This is a genomic window from Streptomyces nojiriensis (genome assembly GCF_017639205.1).
In the GTDB taxonomy this organism is placed as follows: Bacteria; Actinomycetota; Actinomycetes; order Streptomycetales; family Streptomycetaceae; genus Streptomyces; species Streptomyces nojiriensis.
On the sequence record NZ_CP071139.1, the window covers coordinates 5,617,535 to 5,633,153 of the forward strand.

Genomic DNA, 15,619 nt, shown 5'->3' on the forward strand with positions numbered 1-15,619 from the left:
CTCATGGTGTTCTGCCTGGTCGCGCTGACAGCCGCGGTCTCGGCCTCCGGGATCGCCTACTGGCTCAACCGCGAGGCCGTCCTCACCCGCGTCCAGGACGCGGCCCTCGGCGACTTCCGGCAGGAGATGCAGAACCGGGCCGCCGCGCTGCCCGCCGATCCCACCGCCGAGGAGCTGCAGCGCACCGCCGAACTGATGGCGGGCAGCAGCCCCGGCTACAGCGTGCTGCTGGTGCAGGTGGGCAAGGACAACCGGCAGATCTTCGGAGCGGCGGGGCCCGACTCCTTCGGGCTGGCCAACGTACCGAAGTCCCTGCAGAACGCGGTGAACGACCGGCAGAAGACGACCGCCGCGAACGACTCCGAGTACCACGTGTACTGGCAGCGGACGAAGCCGCACGGCAATCCGTACCTGGTCGGCGGGACGCGGATCGTGGGCGGCGGGCTCACCGGCTACATGTCCAAGTCCCTCGCGCAGGAGCGGGACGACCTGAACGCGCTCGGCTGGTCGCTGACCATCGCCACCGGTCTCGCGCTGCTCGGCTCCGCCCTGCTGGCCCAAGCCGCGGCCCGTACCGTCCTCAAGCCCGTGCAGCGGCTCGGGGACGCGGCGCGGCGGCTCGGCGAGGGCGAGCTGGACCACCGCCTCGACGTGTCGGGCACCGACGAACTCGCCGACCTGTCGCACACCTTCAACAAGACGGCCGAGGCGCTGGAGAAGAAGGTCGCCGACATGAGCGCGCGGGAGGAGTCGAGCCGGCGCTTCGTCGCGGACATGTCGCACGAGCTGCGGACCCCGCTGACCGCGCTGACGGCTGTGGCGGAGGTGCTGGAGGAGGAGGTCGACGACCTCGATCCGATGATCGCGCCGGCCGTGGCGCTCGTCGTCAGCGAGACGCGCCGCCTCAACGACCTGGTGGAGAACCTGATGGAGGTCACCCGCTTCGACGCGGGTACGGCCAAGCTGGTGCTGGACGACGTGAACGTCGCCGACCAGGTCACGGCCTGCATCGACGCCCGGGCCTGGCTCGACGCGGTCGAACTCGACGCAGAGCGGGGCATCGTGGCCCGCCTCGACCCGCGCCGCCTCGACGTCATCCTCGCCAACCTGATCGGCAACGCGCTCAAGCACGGCGGCTCGCCGGTACGGGTGTCGGTGACGGTGGAGGGGGAGTGGCTGGTGATCGCGGTGCAGGACAACGGACCGGGCATTCCCGAGGAGGTCCTGCCGCACGTCTTCGACCGGTTCTACAAGGCGAGCGCGTCGCGGCCGAAGTCGGACGGCAGCGGGCTCGGCCTGTCGATCGCCATGGAGAACGCGCACATCCACGGCGGCGACATCACGGCCGCCAACGTGGCGGGCGGCGGGGCGCTGTTCACGCTGCGGCTGCCGGTGGACGTGGGAAAGGTGATCGCGGGTGACGAGAATGCGTAGGGCGCTGCCGGGGGCACCGGTGGTGCGGGTCCCGTTCGTCGCGGCCCTGCTGCTCGCGACGTCGGCCTGCGGGATCCGGGCGACGACCGTGCCGGTGGACGTGGGCCCGGCGCCGTCGCGGGTGTCGTGCGACACGCAGGAGCAGCCGAGCGGGGTGCAGGGCTTCCGGGCCACGGTGGAACTGGTCTGCGGATCGCAGCTGGTGGGCGTGGAGCGCGTGGTCCCGGTGCCCGAGAAGAAGCCCGCACGGGACCCGCTGGCGCTGGTCGCGCAGGCGCTGCTCGAAGCGCTGGAGCGGACGCCGAGCACGGAGGAGCGGGACGCCGGCTTCACGAGCGAGGTCCCGCTCGGGCTGTCGGCGGGAGCGCCGAGGGCGGGCGACCCGGCGGGCACGGTGCGGCTCAGCCGCAGGCCGGAGGACCTGCCGCCGGTGGCGCTCTCGCAGATCGTGTGCACGCTGGCGGGCAGCGAGGCCCTCAAGGCCACCCCGGGCCCGGTGATCCTGGGCGGGCCGGACGTGGACCCGCCGCGGGCCTGGGAGTGCACGGAGGCGGTCCGCTCGCGGCCGGAGTCGGTGCCGACGCTGGGCGAACTGGTCCGCCCGACGCCCACGCCTTCCTGACGCGCCGCTCTCCTCCTCCACGCGCCGATCGCGCGGCTCGGCGCCGGGGCGCCTCCCCGGCTTCGCGCCGCCGCGCCGGCCTCCGGCCGGCGTGCGTCCGGCCCCGGTCGCGGAGGCCGGCAGGGATCGCCGCGCTTCGGCGCGGCGCGCCCGACACCCGGTCCCGCTGAGGCCGCCGAAGAACGCCACCGGCCCCCGAGCCGGAGCTCAGGGGCCGGGAGGAGTTGATGGCCCGGTCCCGCCGGACGGGGCGGGACCGGGCCGGGCAGGGGGCCGAAGCCCCGGCTTCGTGCCCGACGGACGGAGTCCGGCGCGGCGGCGCGAAGCCGGGGAGGCCCCCTGGGCCGAGGCGCGCGAGCGGCGCGGGAAGACTAGATGCCCATGGCCGCCGAGAGGTCCTTCTTGATCGCGTCCAGGACCTCCTGGCCGCGGACGCGGGCCGCCGCCAGGTCGGAGGCCTCGGCCACCGGGACCACGACCTCCAGGTAGCACTTCAGCTTGGGCTCGGTACCCGACGGGCGGGCGATGACCCGGGCCTTGTACGCGCCGTCCAGGTAGTAGCGCAGGCCGTCCGTGGGCGGGAGGGTCTCCGTGCCCTTGGACAGGTCCTCCGCCGAGACCACCCGCAGACCCGCCAGCGACACCGGCGGCTGCGCGCGCAGCGCCGCCATCGCGTCGGCGATGATCGACAGGTCCGAGACGCGCACCGACAGCTGGTCCGTGGCGTGCAGGCCGTGGGCCATCGCCAGGTCGTCCAGCAGGTCGGTCAGGGTGCGGCCCTGCTCCTTGAGCACCGAGGCCAGCTCCGCCACCAGCAGGGCGGCGGTGACGCCGTCCTTGTCGCGGACCCCCTCGGGGTCCACGCAGTAGCCGAGCGCCTCCTCGTAGCCGTAGCGCAGGCCCTCGACGCGGGCGATCCACTTGAATCCGGTCAGGGTCTCCTCGTAGCCGACGCCCGCCGCCTCCGCGATCCGGCCCAGGAGGCTGGAGGAGACGATGGACTCGGCGAAGACGCCGCGAGCCCCCTTGTGGACCAGGTGGGCCGCCAGCAGCGCGCCGACCTCGTCGCCGCGCAGCATCCGCCAGCCGTCCCCGGTGGGCACGGCCACGGCGCAGCGGTCCGCGTCCGGGTCGTTGGCGATCACGATGTCGGGCCGGACCTCGGCGGCCTTCGCGAAGGCCAGGTCCATCGCGCCCGGCTCCTCCGGGTTCGGGAACGCCACGGTCGGGAAGGCCGGGTCGGGCTCGGCCTGCTCGGCGACGAGCACCGGCTCCGGGAAGCCGTGCCGGGCGAAGGCCGCCAGCACGACGTCCTTGCCGACGCCGTGCATGGCCGTGTAGACGGTCCGCACGCCCCGGGGGGAGCCGGGGGTAAGGACGGCGTCCGTGCGCGCCAGGTAGGCCTCCAGGACCTCGTCGCCGAGCTCCTGCCAGCCGGACTCCGGGCGCGGTACGTCGGCCAGCTTCTCGACCGCCGCGATCTGCGCCGCGATCTCGGAGTCGGCCGGGGAGACGATCTGCGAGCCGTCGCCGAGGTAGACCTTGTAGCCGTTGTCCCGGGGCGGGTTGTGGCTCGCGGTCACCTCGACGCCGGCGACGGCGCCGAGGTGCCTTATCGCGTACGCGAGGACGGGCGTCGGCAGCGGGCGGGGCAGGAGGGCCGCACGCAGCCCGGCGCCGGTCATGACGGCCGCGGTGTCGCGGGCGAAGTCCGCCGACTTGTAGCGGGCGTCGTAGCCGACCACGACCAGGCCGCCGTCGTGGCCCTGCGCCTTCAGGTAGGCCGCGAGGCCCGCCGCGGCCCGGATGACCACGCCGCGGTTCATCCGCATCGGGCCGGCACCGATCTCACCGCGCAGTCCGGCGGTGCCGAACTGCAGGGTGCCCGAGAAACGGTCCGCGAGTTCCGCGGTGTCGCCGGCCTCGATGAGCGCGGACAGTTCCGCGGCCGTCTCCGGGTCCGGGTCCTCGGCCAGCCAGGCCTGCGCCCGGGTGATCAGGTCGTCCTGTGCCTGTGCCTGTTCCTGCACTGCTTCCGCCTTAGCTCTCGTACGTCGATCAGATGCGGGCGAGGACCTGCGTCAGCAGCGTGCCCATGCGGGCGGCCGAGTCGCGGCCGGCCTGGAGGACCTCTTCGTGGTTCAGCGGCTCGCCGGACAGGCCCGCCGCCAGGTTGGTGACCAGGGAGATGCCGAGCACCTCGGCGCCGGCCTCACGGGCGGCGATGGCCTCCAGGACGGTGGACATGCCGACCAGGTCGGCACCCATGACGCGGATCATGTTGATCTCGGCCGGGGTCTCGTAGTGCGGGCCGGGGAACTGGACGTAGACGCCCTCTTCGAGGCTCGCGTCGATCTCCTTGCACATCGCGCGCAGGCGCGGCGAGTACAGGTCGGTGAGGTCGACGAAGTTCGCGCCGACGATCGGCGAGGTGGCCGTCAGGTTGAGGTGGTCGCTGATCAGGACGGGCTGGCCGGGCTTCATGCCCTCGCGCAGACCGCCGCAGCCGTTGGTCAGCACGACGGTCTTGCAGCCTGCGGCGACGGCGGTGCGCACGCCGTGGGCGACGGCGGCGACGCCGCGGCCCTCGTAGAAGTGGGTCCGGCCGAGGAAGACCAGGGCGCGCTTGTCGCCGATCTTGTACGAGCGGATCTTGCCGCCGTGGCCCTCGACGGCGGCGGGCGGGAAGCCGGGCAGCTCGGTGACCAGGAACTCGGCCTCGGGGGCGCCGAGCGCCTCTGCGGCGGGGGCCCATCCGGAGCCCATGACGAGGGCGACATCGTGGGTGTCCACGCCGGTCAGCTCACGCAGGCGGGCGGCTGCGGCGTCGGCGGCGGCGAAGGGGTCGGTAACAGATGCGTTCACGCGGACGAGCGTAACCGCTTTCCGGCTACGCGCGTAGATGGCACAGCTCACGGTGTTCGGATCGTTGCCTTGTCGTTTCCGCCGAAACGTCCCCGCGGGGCCGGGGCTCAACAGGGGCGCTTGCGGATTTCCATCACGTAGTCGTGGGGAGCGCCCGCGGACTCGGCGGCATCGGCGATCTCGCCGAGGTAGCGGGCCGAGGGCAGACCGCCCTCGTAGCCGTTCAGGACGTACACCCAGGCCGCCTCCTCGCCGTCCAGCGTGTGCACGCGCACCCGCATCCGGCGGTAGATGTCGAGTCCGACACCCTCCCAGCGGTCCATCGAGTCCTCGTCCAGCGGCGCGATGTCGTACAGCGCGACGAAGACCTGGTGGCGCGGGGCTTCGACGATCGTGGCGAGAGCGCCCTCCCAGCCCATCTGCTCGCCGCCGAAGGTCAGCCGCCAGTCGTTGATCCAGCCCGTGCCGCGCAGCGGCGAATGCGGAGCGCGGCGCGTCATCAGCCGCGGGTCGAGGTTGCCGGCGTACGCGGCGTAGAGCGACATGGAGTCGAGAGTACGGGAGGGGTGCCGGTGCACGCGTGCCCGGATGGAGGGACCGGGCGCGAAGCACCGTGAACCGTGCGGGACAATGGAGCACGGAATGCATCCCCCGGGGAGACCCCCCGGAACACCGGCCGGGGCGGCAGCCGGCCGGGTAGACGTGAGGCGGACTTTTCGTGACCCGGATCGTGATCATCGGCGGCGGACCCGGCGGGTATGAGGCAGCCCTGGTGGGGGCCCAGCTCGGCGCGGAGGTGACCGTCGTCGACTGCGACGGTCTGGGCGGGGCCTCGGTCCTGACCGACTGCGTACCTTCCAAGACTCTGATCGCGACCGCCGAGGTGATGACGACCTTCGACTCCTCGTACGAGGAGCTCGGCATCGTCGTCGCGGACGACACCCCGCACATCGAGCAGGCCGCGCGCGTCGTCGGCGTGGACCTCGGCAAGGTGAACCGGCGTGTCAAGCGTCTCGCGCTCGCCCAGTCGCACGACATCACCGCCTCCGTCACCCGGGCCGGCGCCCGCGTGGTGCGCGGCCGCGGCAAGCTCGGCGGACCGCAGGGCATCGACGGCACCCGGGACGTCATCGTCACCGCCGCCGACGGGTCCGAGACGATCCTGACCGCGGACGCCGTCCTGATCGCGACCGGCGGCACCCCGCGCGAGATCCCCGACGCCATGCCCGACGGCGAGCGGATCCTGAACTGGACCCAGGTCTACGACCTCGACGAGCTCCCCGAGGAGCTCATCGTGGTCGGCTCCGGCGTGACCGGCGCCGAGTTCGCCGGCGCCTACCAGGCCCTCGGCTCCCGGGTGACCCTCGTGTCCTCCCGCGACCGCGTGCTGCCCGGCGAGGACCCCGACGCCGCCGCCGTACTGGAGGACGTCTTCCGGCGCCGCGGCATGAACGTCGTCGGGCGTTCGCGCGCCGAATCCGCCAAGCGGGTGGGCGACCGGGTCGAGGTCACCCTCTCCGACGGCCGCGTGCTGACCGGTACGCACTGCCTGATGGCGGTCGGCGCGATCCCCAACACCAAGAACATGAACCTGGAGGAGTCCGGGGTCCGGCTCAAGGACTCCGGGCACATCTGGACCGACAAGGTCTCGCGCACCTCCGCGCCCGGCGTGTACGCCGCCGGCGACGTCACGGGCGTCTTCGCGCTCGCGTCGGTCGCGGCGATGCAGGGCCGCATCGCGATGTACCACTTCCTCGGTGACGCGGTGGCCCCGCTGAACCTCAAGACGGTCTCCTCGAACGTCTTCACCGACCCCGAGATCGCCACCGTCGGCTACACCCAGGCGGACGTGGACGCCGGCAAGATCGACGCCCGCGTGGTGAAGCTCCCGCTGCTGCGCAACCCGCGCGCCAAGATGCAGGGCATCCGGGACGGCTTCGTGAAGCTGTTCTGCCGTCCGGGCACGGGCATCGTCGTCGGCGGCGTGGTCGTCTCCCCGCGCGCGAGCGAGCTGATCCACCCCATCTCGATCGCCGTCGACAACAACCTGACGGTCGAGCAGATCGCAAAAGCGTTCACCGTGTACCCCTCGCTGTCGGGTTCGATCGCCGAGGTGGCCCGCCAGCTGCACACGCGGAAGGCCGCGGGCGAGGCGTGAGCCCCGCTAACCGCCGCACACCGTAAGGGGTTTGGGGCGGGGCGCGGTTTCGTGGCGAGATGTTCACGCAACTCTCGGGCCGCGTATACCACTAGTCGCCCCGCCTTATGGACAACTTCGGTATTCCGGCGCAAAGAGCTGAAAGCAGACGGTCGTTGGCGTTACTGTCAGTTTCGTGTTCGCTGCAGAACGTCGTCAATTGATCCTCGAAATGGTGCGGGCCAACGGAGCGGTATCGCTCCGGGAGCTCGCCCGCGTCGTCCAGACCTCCGAAGTGACCGTACGGCGGGACGTGCGGGCGCTGGAGGCAGAAGGACTCCTCGACCGCCGACACGGCGGTGCGGTTTTGCCGGGCGGTTTCACGCGGGAGTCCGGCTTTCCGCAAAAGTCCCATCTCGCGACGGCGGAGAAGACCGCCATTGCCGATGTCGCCGCCTCCCTCGTCGAAGAGGGCGAGGCCGTCGTCGTCGGCGCGGGCACCACGACCCAGGAGCTGGCCCGCCGGCTCGCCCGCGTGCCCGGACTGACCGTCGTCACCAACTCGCTGCTCGTCGCCCAGGCCCTGGCCCACGCGAACCGGGTGGAGGTGGTCATGACCGGCGGCACCCTGCGCGGGTCCAACTACGCCCTCGTGGGCAGCGGAGCCGAACAGTCCCTCCAGGGGCTGAGGGTCTCGCGGGCCTTCCTGTCGGGCAGCGGTCTGACCGCCGAGCGCGGGCTGTCCACGTCCAACATGCTGTCCGCCAGCGTGGACCGGGCGCTGGTGCAGGCGGCCGCGGAGGTGGTGGTGCTGGCCGACCACACGAAGCTCGGTACCGACACCATGTTCCAGACCGTGCCCACCGACGTGATGACGCGGCTGGTGACGGACGAGCCGCCGCCGCACGACGACCGGGCGGGTACGGAGCTGCAGGCGCTGGCGGACCAGGGCGTGCAGATCACCGTGGCCGGCGGGGCCGTGGCCTCCGGCGGCGTGGACGGGATGCAGGGGCGGCGGCCGCGCCGCGAGTCGCCGCTGCCGGTGCAGCGGCGGGGCGGCCCGACGGCGCAGCTGCGCAGTGCGGCCGGCGGGATGCTGGAGCCGCAGGCGGAGCGGGCGCGCGTGGCCGACATGCGCCGCCGCTAGCCTCCGCGGGCCGTGTGCCGGGGCTCCGCCCCGGACCCCGCGCCTCAAACGCCGGCGGGGCTGAAGACCAGCCCCGCCGGCGATTGAGGTTCCGGAGGCAGCGCCCCCGGAACGGCGCCGCACATGCGAAACGGGGTCCCCGGGGCGGAAGCCCCGGGAACCCCGTAGCAGGACGTCAGTCCTTGATCTCGCAGATCGTGGCGCCCGAGGTGACCGACGCGCCGACCTCGGCGCTGAGGCCGACGACGGTGCCGGAGCGGTGCGCGTTCAGCGGCTGCTCCATCTTCATGGCTTCGAGTACGACGACCAGGTCGCCCTCGTTGACCTGCTGGCCCTCCTCGACCGCGACCTTGACGATCGTGCCCTGCATCGGGGAGGCGAGGGTGTCGCCGGAGGCGGCCGGGCCGGACTTCTTGGCCGCGCGGCGCTTCGGCTTCGCGCCACCGGCTGCGGCCGTGCGCGCCAGGGTCATGCCCAGGGACGACGGGAGCGAGACCTCCAGGCGCTTGCCGCCGACCTCGACGACCACGGTCTCGCGGCCCGGCTCGTCCTCGGTGTCCTCCGCGGCCGGAGCCGTGAACGCCGGGATCTCGTTGACGAACTCGGTCTCGATCCACCGGGTGAAGACGGTGAAGGGGCTGCCGTCGGTGGGGGCGAACGCCGGGTCGGCGACGACCGCACGGTGGAACGGGATGGCCGTGGCCATGCCCTCGACCTCGAACTCGGCCAGCGCGCGGGCGGCGCGCTGCAGGGCCTGCTCACGGGTGGCCCCGGTGACGATCAGCTTGGCCAGGAGCGAGTCCCAGGCCGGGCCGATCACCGAGCCGGACTCGACGCCCGCGTCGAGGCGGACGCCCGGGCCCGACGGCGCGGCGAACTTCGTCACCGTGCCGGGCGCCGGGAGGAAGCCACGGCCCGGGTCCTCGCCGTTGATGCGGAACTCGATGGAGTGACCGCGCAGGACCGGGTCGCCGTAACCGAGCTCCTCGCCGTCGGCGATGCGGAACATCTCGCGGACCAGGTCGATGCCGGAGACCTCTTCGGTGACCGGGTGCTCGACCTGGAGGCGGGTGTTGACCTCCAGGAAGGAGATCAGGCCGTCGGCGGAGACGAGGAACTCGACGGTGCCGGCGCCGACGTAGCCGGCTTCCTTCAGGATGGCCTTGGAGGCGGCGTACAGCTCCGCGTTCTGAGCCTCGCTCAGGAACGGCGCCGGGGCCTCCTCCACGAGCTTCTGGTGGCGGCGCTGCAGCGAGCAGTCACGGGTCGACACGACGACGACGTTGCCGTGCGAGTCGGCCAGGCACTGGGTCTCGACGTGGCGCGGCTTGTCGAGGTAGCGCTCGACGAAGCACTCGCCGCGGCCGAAGGCGGCGACGGCCTCACGGACGGCGGACTCGTAGAGCTCCGGCACCTCTTCGAGGGTGCGGGCGACCTTCAGGCCGCGACCGCCACCACCGAAGGCCGCCTTGATGGCGATCGGCAGGCCGTGCTCCTTGGCGAAGGCGACGACCTCCTCGGCTCCGGAGACCGGGTCCGGCGTGCCGGCGACCAGCGGTGCCCCGGCGCGCTGGGCGATGTGACGGGCGGCCACCTTGTCGCCGAGGTCACGGATGGCCTGCGGCGGCGGACCGATCCAGGTCAGGCCGGCGTCGATCACGGCCTGGGCGAAGTCGGCGTTCTCGGAGAGGAAGCCGTATCCGGGATGGATGGCGTCCGCACCGGAGTCGGCTGCGGCCTGGAGGACCTTGGAGATGTCCAGGTAGCTGGCGGCCGGGGTGTCACCGCCCAACGCGAAAGCTTCGTCGGCCGCGCGGACGTGCAGAGCGTCCCGGTCCGGATCGGCGTAGACGGCTACGCTCCCGATCCCGGCGTCCCGGCAGGCCCGAGCAACGCGGACAGCGATTTCGCCACGGTTGGCGATGAGCACCTTGCGCACGATGGCTCCCTCCTTGAAACAAGCTGAGTTTAGGGACAGCCCACACGGCCTTTCGACCCTTCCCCGGTGGTGACCTTGCCCACACAGAGTGTGATGCGAGGGTCGATCCGCCGGGAAACCCTTGTGGCGCCCCAGGTCAGGGGGATCCCCGACTGCACAGTAACCCCGTCATGTATCCAAGGTCTCTGTCCCCCCGGTCAGCGGCCCCGGGTGATTCTTTGTCGAGTCCCTACGAACGGCCCAGAGTTTCTTTGCGGTCGTGAGCGGAGTTGTCCCCTTGTTTACTGATTGGTAGCCCGGTCGTCCCGCAGGGCGAACAGGGACAACACCGTACCCACAGCGATGCGCCCCGTACGGGCCCGGGCGGGCGGCAGCGCGCCGGGCGTGTCCTACGAACGGACGACATCGGGGCCCGCGACCGCGCGGCGGCGGTGTCACCGGCGAGTTGACAACCCGGGCGGGCCGAACGGCGTCTTACCGGCGGCGTGGAAACGACGACGACGGCCGGACGACGGCGGGACGAGGACGAGGCGATGGCGTTGGAGGACTTTTTACCGGGGCCCGCCCCCACCCGATCCGACGCGGCGGGGGCCGGGTGCCGCCCGTCGGCCGCCCAAGCGTGAGCGCCGGCACGGACGCGCCCGCGGATCGGGCCGGGCGCCGGGTCCTGTCGGCGGCGCTGTTCGCGAGCGCCCCGGCGGAGGTGCTCGATTTCCTGCTGCCGCTGTGGGCCGGGTCGACACTCGGTGCCGGGGCCTTCGTGGTCGGTGCGCTGATCGCCTTCGAGGCGGTGCTGTCGCTGATCGTGCGCCCGCTGGCCGGGGAACTGGCCGACCGCTTCGACCAGCGACGGGTGGCCGCCGCCGGTGCGGGCCTGTACGCCCTGTCGTTCGCGGGCTACGCGCTCGCCGGCTCGCCGGTGGCGGCCTTCGTCGCGGCGGGCCTGGGCGGCGCCGGCGGCGCCCTGTTCTGGGTCGCGCTGCGGGCCTGGACGGGGCGGCGGGCGCAGGACGGTGACGCCACCTCCGCGTACGGCAAGCTGCTGTCGGCGGAGGGTCAGGGCGCCTTCGTCGGCTACCTGGTGGCGTTCTCCCTGCTGGAACGCGGCGGCTATCCGCTGCTGTTCTGGCTGGGCGGCGCCGCCTGCGCGGTGGCCGCCGGCCTGCTGCTGCGCGGGCCCCGCCAGGAGCCGGCCCGCGCCGCGACCGGGCGCCGGGAGCGGCGGGGTGCGGCGGAGCGCCGGCTGCTGCCGCTGATGGCCGTGTCCGCGGTGACGGCCGCGGCCGAGGCCGGGCTGTGGATGCTCCTGCTGCTCCGGCTGCACGCGGACCTCGGGCTGTCCCCGAACGAGATCGCGCTGGTCTTCGCCCCCGGCTTCGTGGTGTTCGTCCTGCTGCCGGCGCACGCGCACCGCCTCACCGACCGGCTGGGCCGTACGCCGGCCATGGTCGCCTCGTTCGCCGCGAGCGCGCTGTTCGCCGCGGGGCTCGCCGTGGTCTCCACGCCCCCGGCCGTCGCCGTGCTGTGGACCGTGGCCGCCGCCTGTTTCGCCGCGCAGATCCCGGTGGAGCAGGCGACCGTGGCCGCCGCCTCCGGGGGGCGGATCGGCCGGGCCATGGGCCTGTACGAGAGCGCCCGCCTGGCCGGTGTGGTGGTCGGCCCCCTGGTGATGGGCCTGCTCTACGAGGAGGCCGGCTGGGTCGCCGCCTGCGTGGCGGCCGCGGCCACCTCGGTCCTGGGGGCGCTCGTGGTGCCGTACGCGGTCCGCACCCTGGGCCTGGCGCCGGAGCGGAAGGAGTCCGGGCCGCCGACCGGTCCGAAGGCCCACGCCCGCAAGGAGCGGCGGGACTGGTACCTCCATACGGCCGTGTTCGCGCTGGGGCAACTGGTCCTGTGGGCCCTGGACTCCAGCTGGCTCGTCCGGCAGATCACGGACGGCGGCGTGCCCGACGGCGAGCGCGGACCGCTGGTCTGGGCCGGCCGGATCTGGCTGACCATCTGGGTGGTCGACACCGTCTGGTCCTGGTCGTACACCGCCTGGCCGCGGGAGAAGGAGCCGAAGCCGCCGGCGTAGGACCGCCGTAGGGCGTGGCGTGGGACGTGCCGTGGGGCGGGAGGCGTCCGCAAGCCGGGTGCGCGGATCCCTTGCCCACCGGGCTACCCGTTAGTAGCCTCCAGGGCGTCGAACGGGCTTGTGACACGTGGGGGGTGGGGCGTCGTGCTGCGAAGACTCGTGGCCGGACTGGCCGCGATCGTGCTCGTCGTGGAAGCGGCGGTGCTCGTGCTCGTCCACATCGTGCTGGGCCGGACCACGGCGAACCAGTCGATGTCGATCGCGGGCAGCGATCCGGATGTCATGTCCAAGGCGACCTACGCCACGGGGGCGGGCATGGGCGCCTTCCTCGTCCTGTGCGCCGTGCTCGCCGCCACCACCGCGCTCCGCGACCGCTCCCCGGGCCGCTTCGGCCGCGTCGTGCTCATCAGCGGCGCCGTCGCCCACGGGGTCCTCGGCATCCTCTCCGTCGTCCTCGTCGGCTGGGCCGCCTTCGCGACGATGATGCTGATCCTGTGTCTCCTCGTACTGACCCTGACGTCCTACGCCGCCCGGAACGGCGGGAACGGCGGCGGCGAGGGCGACCCGGGCGGGGACGCCCCGCCACTGCCGCCACCGCCGCCGTTCGGGGAGCTCAAGCCCACAAGTCCGTGATGGACACGTCCAGTTCGCCCAGCAGGGAACGCAGCAGCGGCAGCGACAGCCCGATGACGTTGCCGTGATCCCCGTCGATGCCGTCGATGAACGGCGCCGACAGCCCGTCCAGGGTGAACGCCCCCGCCACGTGCAGGGGCTCCCCGCTCGCCACGTACGCCGCCACCTCCGCGTCCGTGGGCTCACCGAACCGGACCGTCGTCGACGCCGTGGCCGAGACCTGACGGCCGTCCGCCGTGTCGATCACACAGTGCCCGGTGCGCAGTACGCCCGCCCGTCCGCGCATCGACTTCCAGCGCGCCGTGGCCTCCTCGGCGTCCGCCGGCTTGCCCAGGGCCTCGCCGTCCAGCTCCAGCACCGAGTCGCAGCCGATCACCAGGGCGCCCGCGGCCTCGTCCAGCCCCGCCACGACGGCGGCCTTCGCCTCGGCCAGGGCCAGCGCCAGGGCGGCCGGCTCGTCGTGGTCCAGGGTGTCCTCGTCGAAACCGCTGACGATCACGTGCGGGGCGAGCCCGGCCTGCCGCAGCAGGTTCAGCCGGGCGGGGGAGGCGGAGGCGAGGACGAGCTTGCGCCCGGTCGTCCGGGGCTCAGGTGTCGCAGTCATGGGGGCCATCGTAGGCGCGGCCCGCACCCCCCGGACAGCGTCTAGAAGTGGCCCACACCCAGGACGTACACCACCACGAGCATGGCGAGCGCGAGCACCAGGGTCAGCCGCCGGATCATCGCCTGCGCGTCGCGCATGTCCTTGGGCGGCTCGTTCTTCGGGTCGGACCAGAGCATGTCCCGATCCTGGCGCGGGAACGGCTGTGGCGCCTGAGTACGGGTACTCAGGCGCCACCACGCGTTCATATCGATCCGGCTACGCGGGCCAGTACGTACGGCCCCAGGCCCGCGGCCCCGGACGCGGAACCCGCCGCCGGGCCACCCGGGCCGGCGCCGACCACTCGTCCGCGACCGGCGGAGCGCCCGACGGGGCCATGGCCAGCACCGCCGCGCGCGCTTGGACCACCGCCAGTGCGGCGGCCAGCTCCTCCGGGGTCGGGTTGCCCTTGACGACCTTGATCACCACAGAGTCCTCCTGGAGGGGCTAGAGCGGGATGTTGCCGTGCTTCTTGGGGGGCAGGGACTCCCGCTTGGTGCGCAGCTGCCGCAGCCCCTTCACCACGTGCGCCCGGGTCTCGGACGGCATGGTCACCGCGTCGATGTACCCGCGCTCGGCCGCCGTGTACGGGTTGAGCAGCGCGTCCTCGTACTCGGCGATGAGCCGGGCCCGGGTCTCCTCCACCTCCTCGGGAGCGGCCTCCGCGATGGTGCGGCGGTGCAGGATGTTCACGGCGCCCTGCGCGCCCATGACGGCGATCTGAGCGGTCGGCCAGGCCAGGTTCAGGTCCGCGCCGAGGTGCTTGGAGCCCATGACGTCGTACGCACCGCCGAAGGCCTTGCGGGTGATGACGGTGATCAGCGGAACGGTGGCCTCGGCGTACGCGTAGATCAGCTTGGCGCCGCGCCGGATGATTCCGTTGTACTCCTGGTCGGTGCCCGGAAGGAAGCCCGGGACGTCCACGAAGGTCAGCACCGGGATGTTGAAGGCGTCGCAGGTCCGCACGAACCGCGCCGCCTTCTCGGAGGCGTCGATGTCCAGGCAGCCGGCGAACTGCATCGGCTGGTTGGCGACGACACCCACCGGGTGGCCCTCGACCCGGCCGAAGCCGGTCAGGATGTTCGGCGCGAAGAGCGCCTGCGTCTCCAGGAACTCCGCGTCGTCGAGCACGTGCTCGATCACGGTGTGCATGTCGTACGGCTGGTTCGCGCTGTCCGGGATCAGTACGTCGAGCTCGCGGTCGGCGTCGGAGACCTCGGTGTCCGCCTCCTCCGGGAAGGCGGGCGGCTCGGAGAGGTTGTTCGACGGCAGGTACGCGAGCAGCGACTTCACGTACTCGATGGCGTCCTTCTCGTCGCCCGCCATGTGGTGCGCGACGCCGGACGTGCTGTTGTGCGTGCGCGCCCCGCCCAGCTCCTCGAAGCCGACGTCCTCGCCGGTGACCGTCTTGATGACGTCCGGGCCGGTGATGAACATGTGCGAGGTCTGGTCGACCATGACCGTGAAGTCGGTGATGGCGGGGGAGTACACGGCGCCGCCCGCGCAGGGCCCGACGATCAGGCTGATCTGCGGGATCACGCCGGACGCGTGCACGTTGCGGCGGAAGATCTCGCCGTACATGCCCAGCGCGCTGACGCCCTCCTGGATGCGGGCGCCGCCGGAGTCGTTGATGCCGACGAGCGGGCATCCGGTCTTCAGCGCGAAGTCCATGACCTTCATGATCTTCTGGCCGTAGGTCTCGCCGAGGGCCCCGCCGAAGACGGTGAAGTCCTGCGAGAACACGGCCACCGGGCGGCCGTCCACCGTGCCGTAGCCGGTGACGACGCCGTCGCCGTAGGGCCGGGTCTTCTCCAGCCCGAAGCTGGTGGAACGGTGCCGGGCGAACTCGTCGAGCTCGACGAAGGATCCCTCGTCCAGCAGCAGGGCAACCCGCTCACGCGCCGTCAGCTTGCCCTTGGCGTGCTGCTTCTCCACGGCACGCGCGGACCCGGCGTGGGTGGCTTCGTCGATGCGGCGCTGCAGATCCGCGATCTTGCCCGCGGTGGTGTGCATGTCGATCGGCTCTGACGGATGTGACATCGGGGTCGCGGCTCCCTGCGTGGTGTCAACTGCCTGGTCAATTGATTGACTACTGCTGGCTACTGGTGCGTAGCGTATCGGCGGGCAT

Annotated in this window: 14 protein-coding genes; 6 read left to right on the forward strand and 8 right to left on the reverse strand. The window is 72.5% G+C overall.

All coding sequences use genetic code 11. From position 1 onward, the window contains the following. Positions 1 to 3: 3 nt before the first annotated feature. Complete coding sequence (locus tag JYK04_RS26320) at positions 4 to 1,434, forward strand: sensor histidine kinase (protein WP_229875019.1); 1,431 nt, start codon at positions 4 to 6, stop codon at positions 1,432 to 1,434. Then, positions 1,427 to 2,056, forward strand: coding sequence for a hypothetical protein (locus JYK04_RS26325; RefSeq protein WP_189733725.1), 630 nt, complete (start codon positions 1,427 to 1,429; stop codon positions 2,054 to 2,056). Before JYK04_RS26320 ends, JYK04_RS26325 begins: the two co-directional genes overlap by 8 nt. A gap of 371 nt (positions 2,057 to 2,427) precedes the next feature. Here the strand turns inward: JYK04_RS26325 and JYK04_RS26330 are convergent, their stop codons facing one another. The 3 genes from JYK04_RS26330 to JYK04_RS26340 form a co-directional block, all read right to left on the reverse strand. Beyond that, the gene (locus JYK04_RS26330) at positions 2,428 to 4,086 is read right to left on the reverse strand and encodes a phospho-sugar mutase (protein WP_189733090.1); all 1,659 of its coding nucleotides are present in this window, start codon (positions 4,084 to 4,086) and stop codon (positions 2,428 to 2,430) included. 28 nt (positions 4,087 to 4,114) lie between these two features. Next, positions 4,115 to 4,921: a purine-nucleoside phosphorylase gene (locus tag JYK04_RS26335; RefSeq protein ID WP_150258917.1), complete on the reverse strand. Its 807-nt coding sequence runs from the start codon at positions 4,919 to 4,921 to the stop codon at positions 4,115 to 4,117. 107 nt (positions 4,922 to 5,028) lie between these two features. Then, positions 5,029 to 5,466, reverse strand: a complete 438-nt coding sequence (locus tag JYK04_RS26340) for a gamma-glutamylcyclotransferase family protein (RefSeq protein WP_030012228.1) — start codon at positions 5,464 to 5,466, stop codon at positions 5,029 to 5,031. Between the two features lie 173 nt (positions 5,467 to 5,639). Here JYK04_RS26340 and JYK04_RS26345 point away from each other — a divergent pair, with 173 nt between their 5' ends. Together JYK04_RS26345 and JYK04_RS26350 are read left to right on the forward strand one after the other, a co-directional pair. Then, positions 5,640 to 7,079, forward strand: a complete 1,440-nt coding sequence (locus JYK04_RS26345; protein ID WP_030012229.1) for an NAD(P)H-quinone dehydrogenase — start codon at positions 5,640 to 5,642, stop codon at positions 7,077 to 7,079. A gap of 175 nt (positions 7,080 to 7,254) precedes the next feature. Next, positions 7,255 to 8,205, forward strand: coding sequence for a DeoR/GlpR family DNA-binding transcription regulator (locus tag JYK04_RS26350; protein WP_189733088.1), 951 nt, complete (start codon positions 7,255 to 7,257; stop codon positions 8,203 to 8,205). A 175-nt stretch (positions 8,206 to 8,380) separates the two neighbouring features. Here JYK04_RS26350 and JYK04_RS26355 read toward each other — a convergent pair whose 3' ends face one another. Beyond that, the gene (locus JYK04_RS26355) at positions 8,381 to 10,144 is read right to left on the reverse strand and encodes an acetyl/propionyl/methylcrotonyl-CoA carboxylase subunit alpha (RefSeq protein ID WP_189733086.1); all 1,764 of its coding nucleotides are present in this window, start codon (positions 10,142 to 10,144) and stop codon (positions 8,381 to 8,383) included. Positions 10,145 to 10,763: 619 nt separating this feature from the next. Between JYK04_RS26355 and JYK04_RS26360 the strand changes: the two genes are divergently transcribed. Then, on the forward strand, positions 10,764 to 12,218 hold the full coding sequence (locus tag JYK04_RS26360) for an MFS transporter (protein ID WP_202186084.1): 1,455 nt from the start codon (positions 10,764 to 10,766) through the stop codon (positions 12,216 to 12,218). A 144-nt stretch (positions 12,219 to 12,362) separates the two neighbouring features. Then, on the forward strand, positions 12,363 to 12,851 hold the full coding sequence (locus JYK04_RS26365) for a hypothetical protein (protein WP_229874970.1): 489 nt from the start codon (positions 12,363 to 12,365) through the stop codon (positions 12,849 to 12,851). Here the strand turns inward: JYK04_RS26365 and JYK04_RS26370 are convergent. The 4 genes from JYK04_RS26370 to JYK04_RS26380 form a co-directional block, all read right to left on the reverse strand. After that, positions 12,832 to 13,455, reverse strand: a complete 624-nt coding sequence (locus JYK04_RS26370; protein WP_189733084.1) for a Maf family protein — start codon at positions 13,453 to 13,455, stop codon at positions 12,832 to 12,834. The two genes, JYK04_RS26365 and JYK04_RS26370, sit on opposite strands and share 20 nt — an antisense overlap. 41 nt (positions 13,456 to 13,496) lie before the next feature. Next, on the reverse strand, positions 13,497 to 13,631 hold the full coding sequence (gene mmpB, locus JYK04_RS41960) for a morphogenic membrane protein MmpB (protein ID WP_263411711.1): 135 nt from the start codon (positions 13,629 to 13,631) through the stop codon (positions 13,497 to 13,499). A gap of 79 nt (positions 13,632 to 13,710) precedes the next feature. Next, complete coding sequence (locus tag JYK04_RS26375; RefSeq protein WP_189733081.1) at positions 13,711 to 13,920, reverse strand: acyl-CoA carboxylase epsilon subunit; 210 nt, start codon at positions 13,918 to 13,920, stop codon at positions 13,711 to 13,713. A gap of 18 nt (positions 13,921 to 13,938) precedes the next feature. Next, the gene (locus tag JYK04_RS26380; protein ID WP_189733079.1) at positions 13,939 to 15,531 is read right to left on the reverse strand and encodes an acyl-CoA carboxylase subunit beta; all 1,593 of its coding nucleotides are present in this window, start codon (positions 15,529 to 15,531) and stop codon (positions 13,939 to 13,941) included. Positions 15,532 to 15,619 lie beyond the last annotated feature (88 nt).

Coding starts and splice junctions, on each gene's coding strand:
- JYK04_RS26320 (WP_229875019.1), top strand. CDS start 4: ATGGTGTTCTGCCTGGTCGCGCTGACAGCCGCGGTCTCGGCCTCCGGG.
- JYK04_RS26380 (WP_189733079.1), bottom strand. CDS start 15,531: ATGTCACATCCGTCAGAGCCGATCGACATGCACACCACCGCGGGCAAG.
- JYK04_RS26325 (WP_189733725.1), top strand. CDS start 1,427: ATGCGTAGGGCGCTGCCGGGGGCACCGGTGGTGCGGGTCCCGTTCGTC.
- JYK04_RS26340 (WP_030012228.1), bottom strand. CDS start 5,466: ATGTCGCTCTACGCCGCGTACGCCGGCAACCTCGACCCGCGGCTGATG.
- JYK04_RS26370 (WP_189733084.1), bottom strand. CDS start 13,455: ATGACTGCGACACCTGAGCCCCGGACGACCGGGCGCAAGCTCGTCCTC.
- mmpB (WP_263411711.1), bottom strand. CDS start 13,631: ATGCTCTGGTCCGACCCGAAGAACGAGCCGCCCAAGGACATGCGCGAC.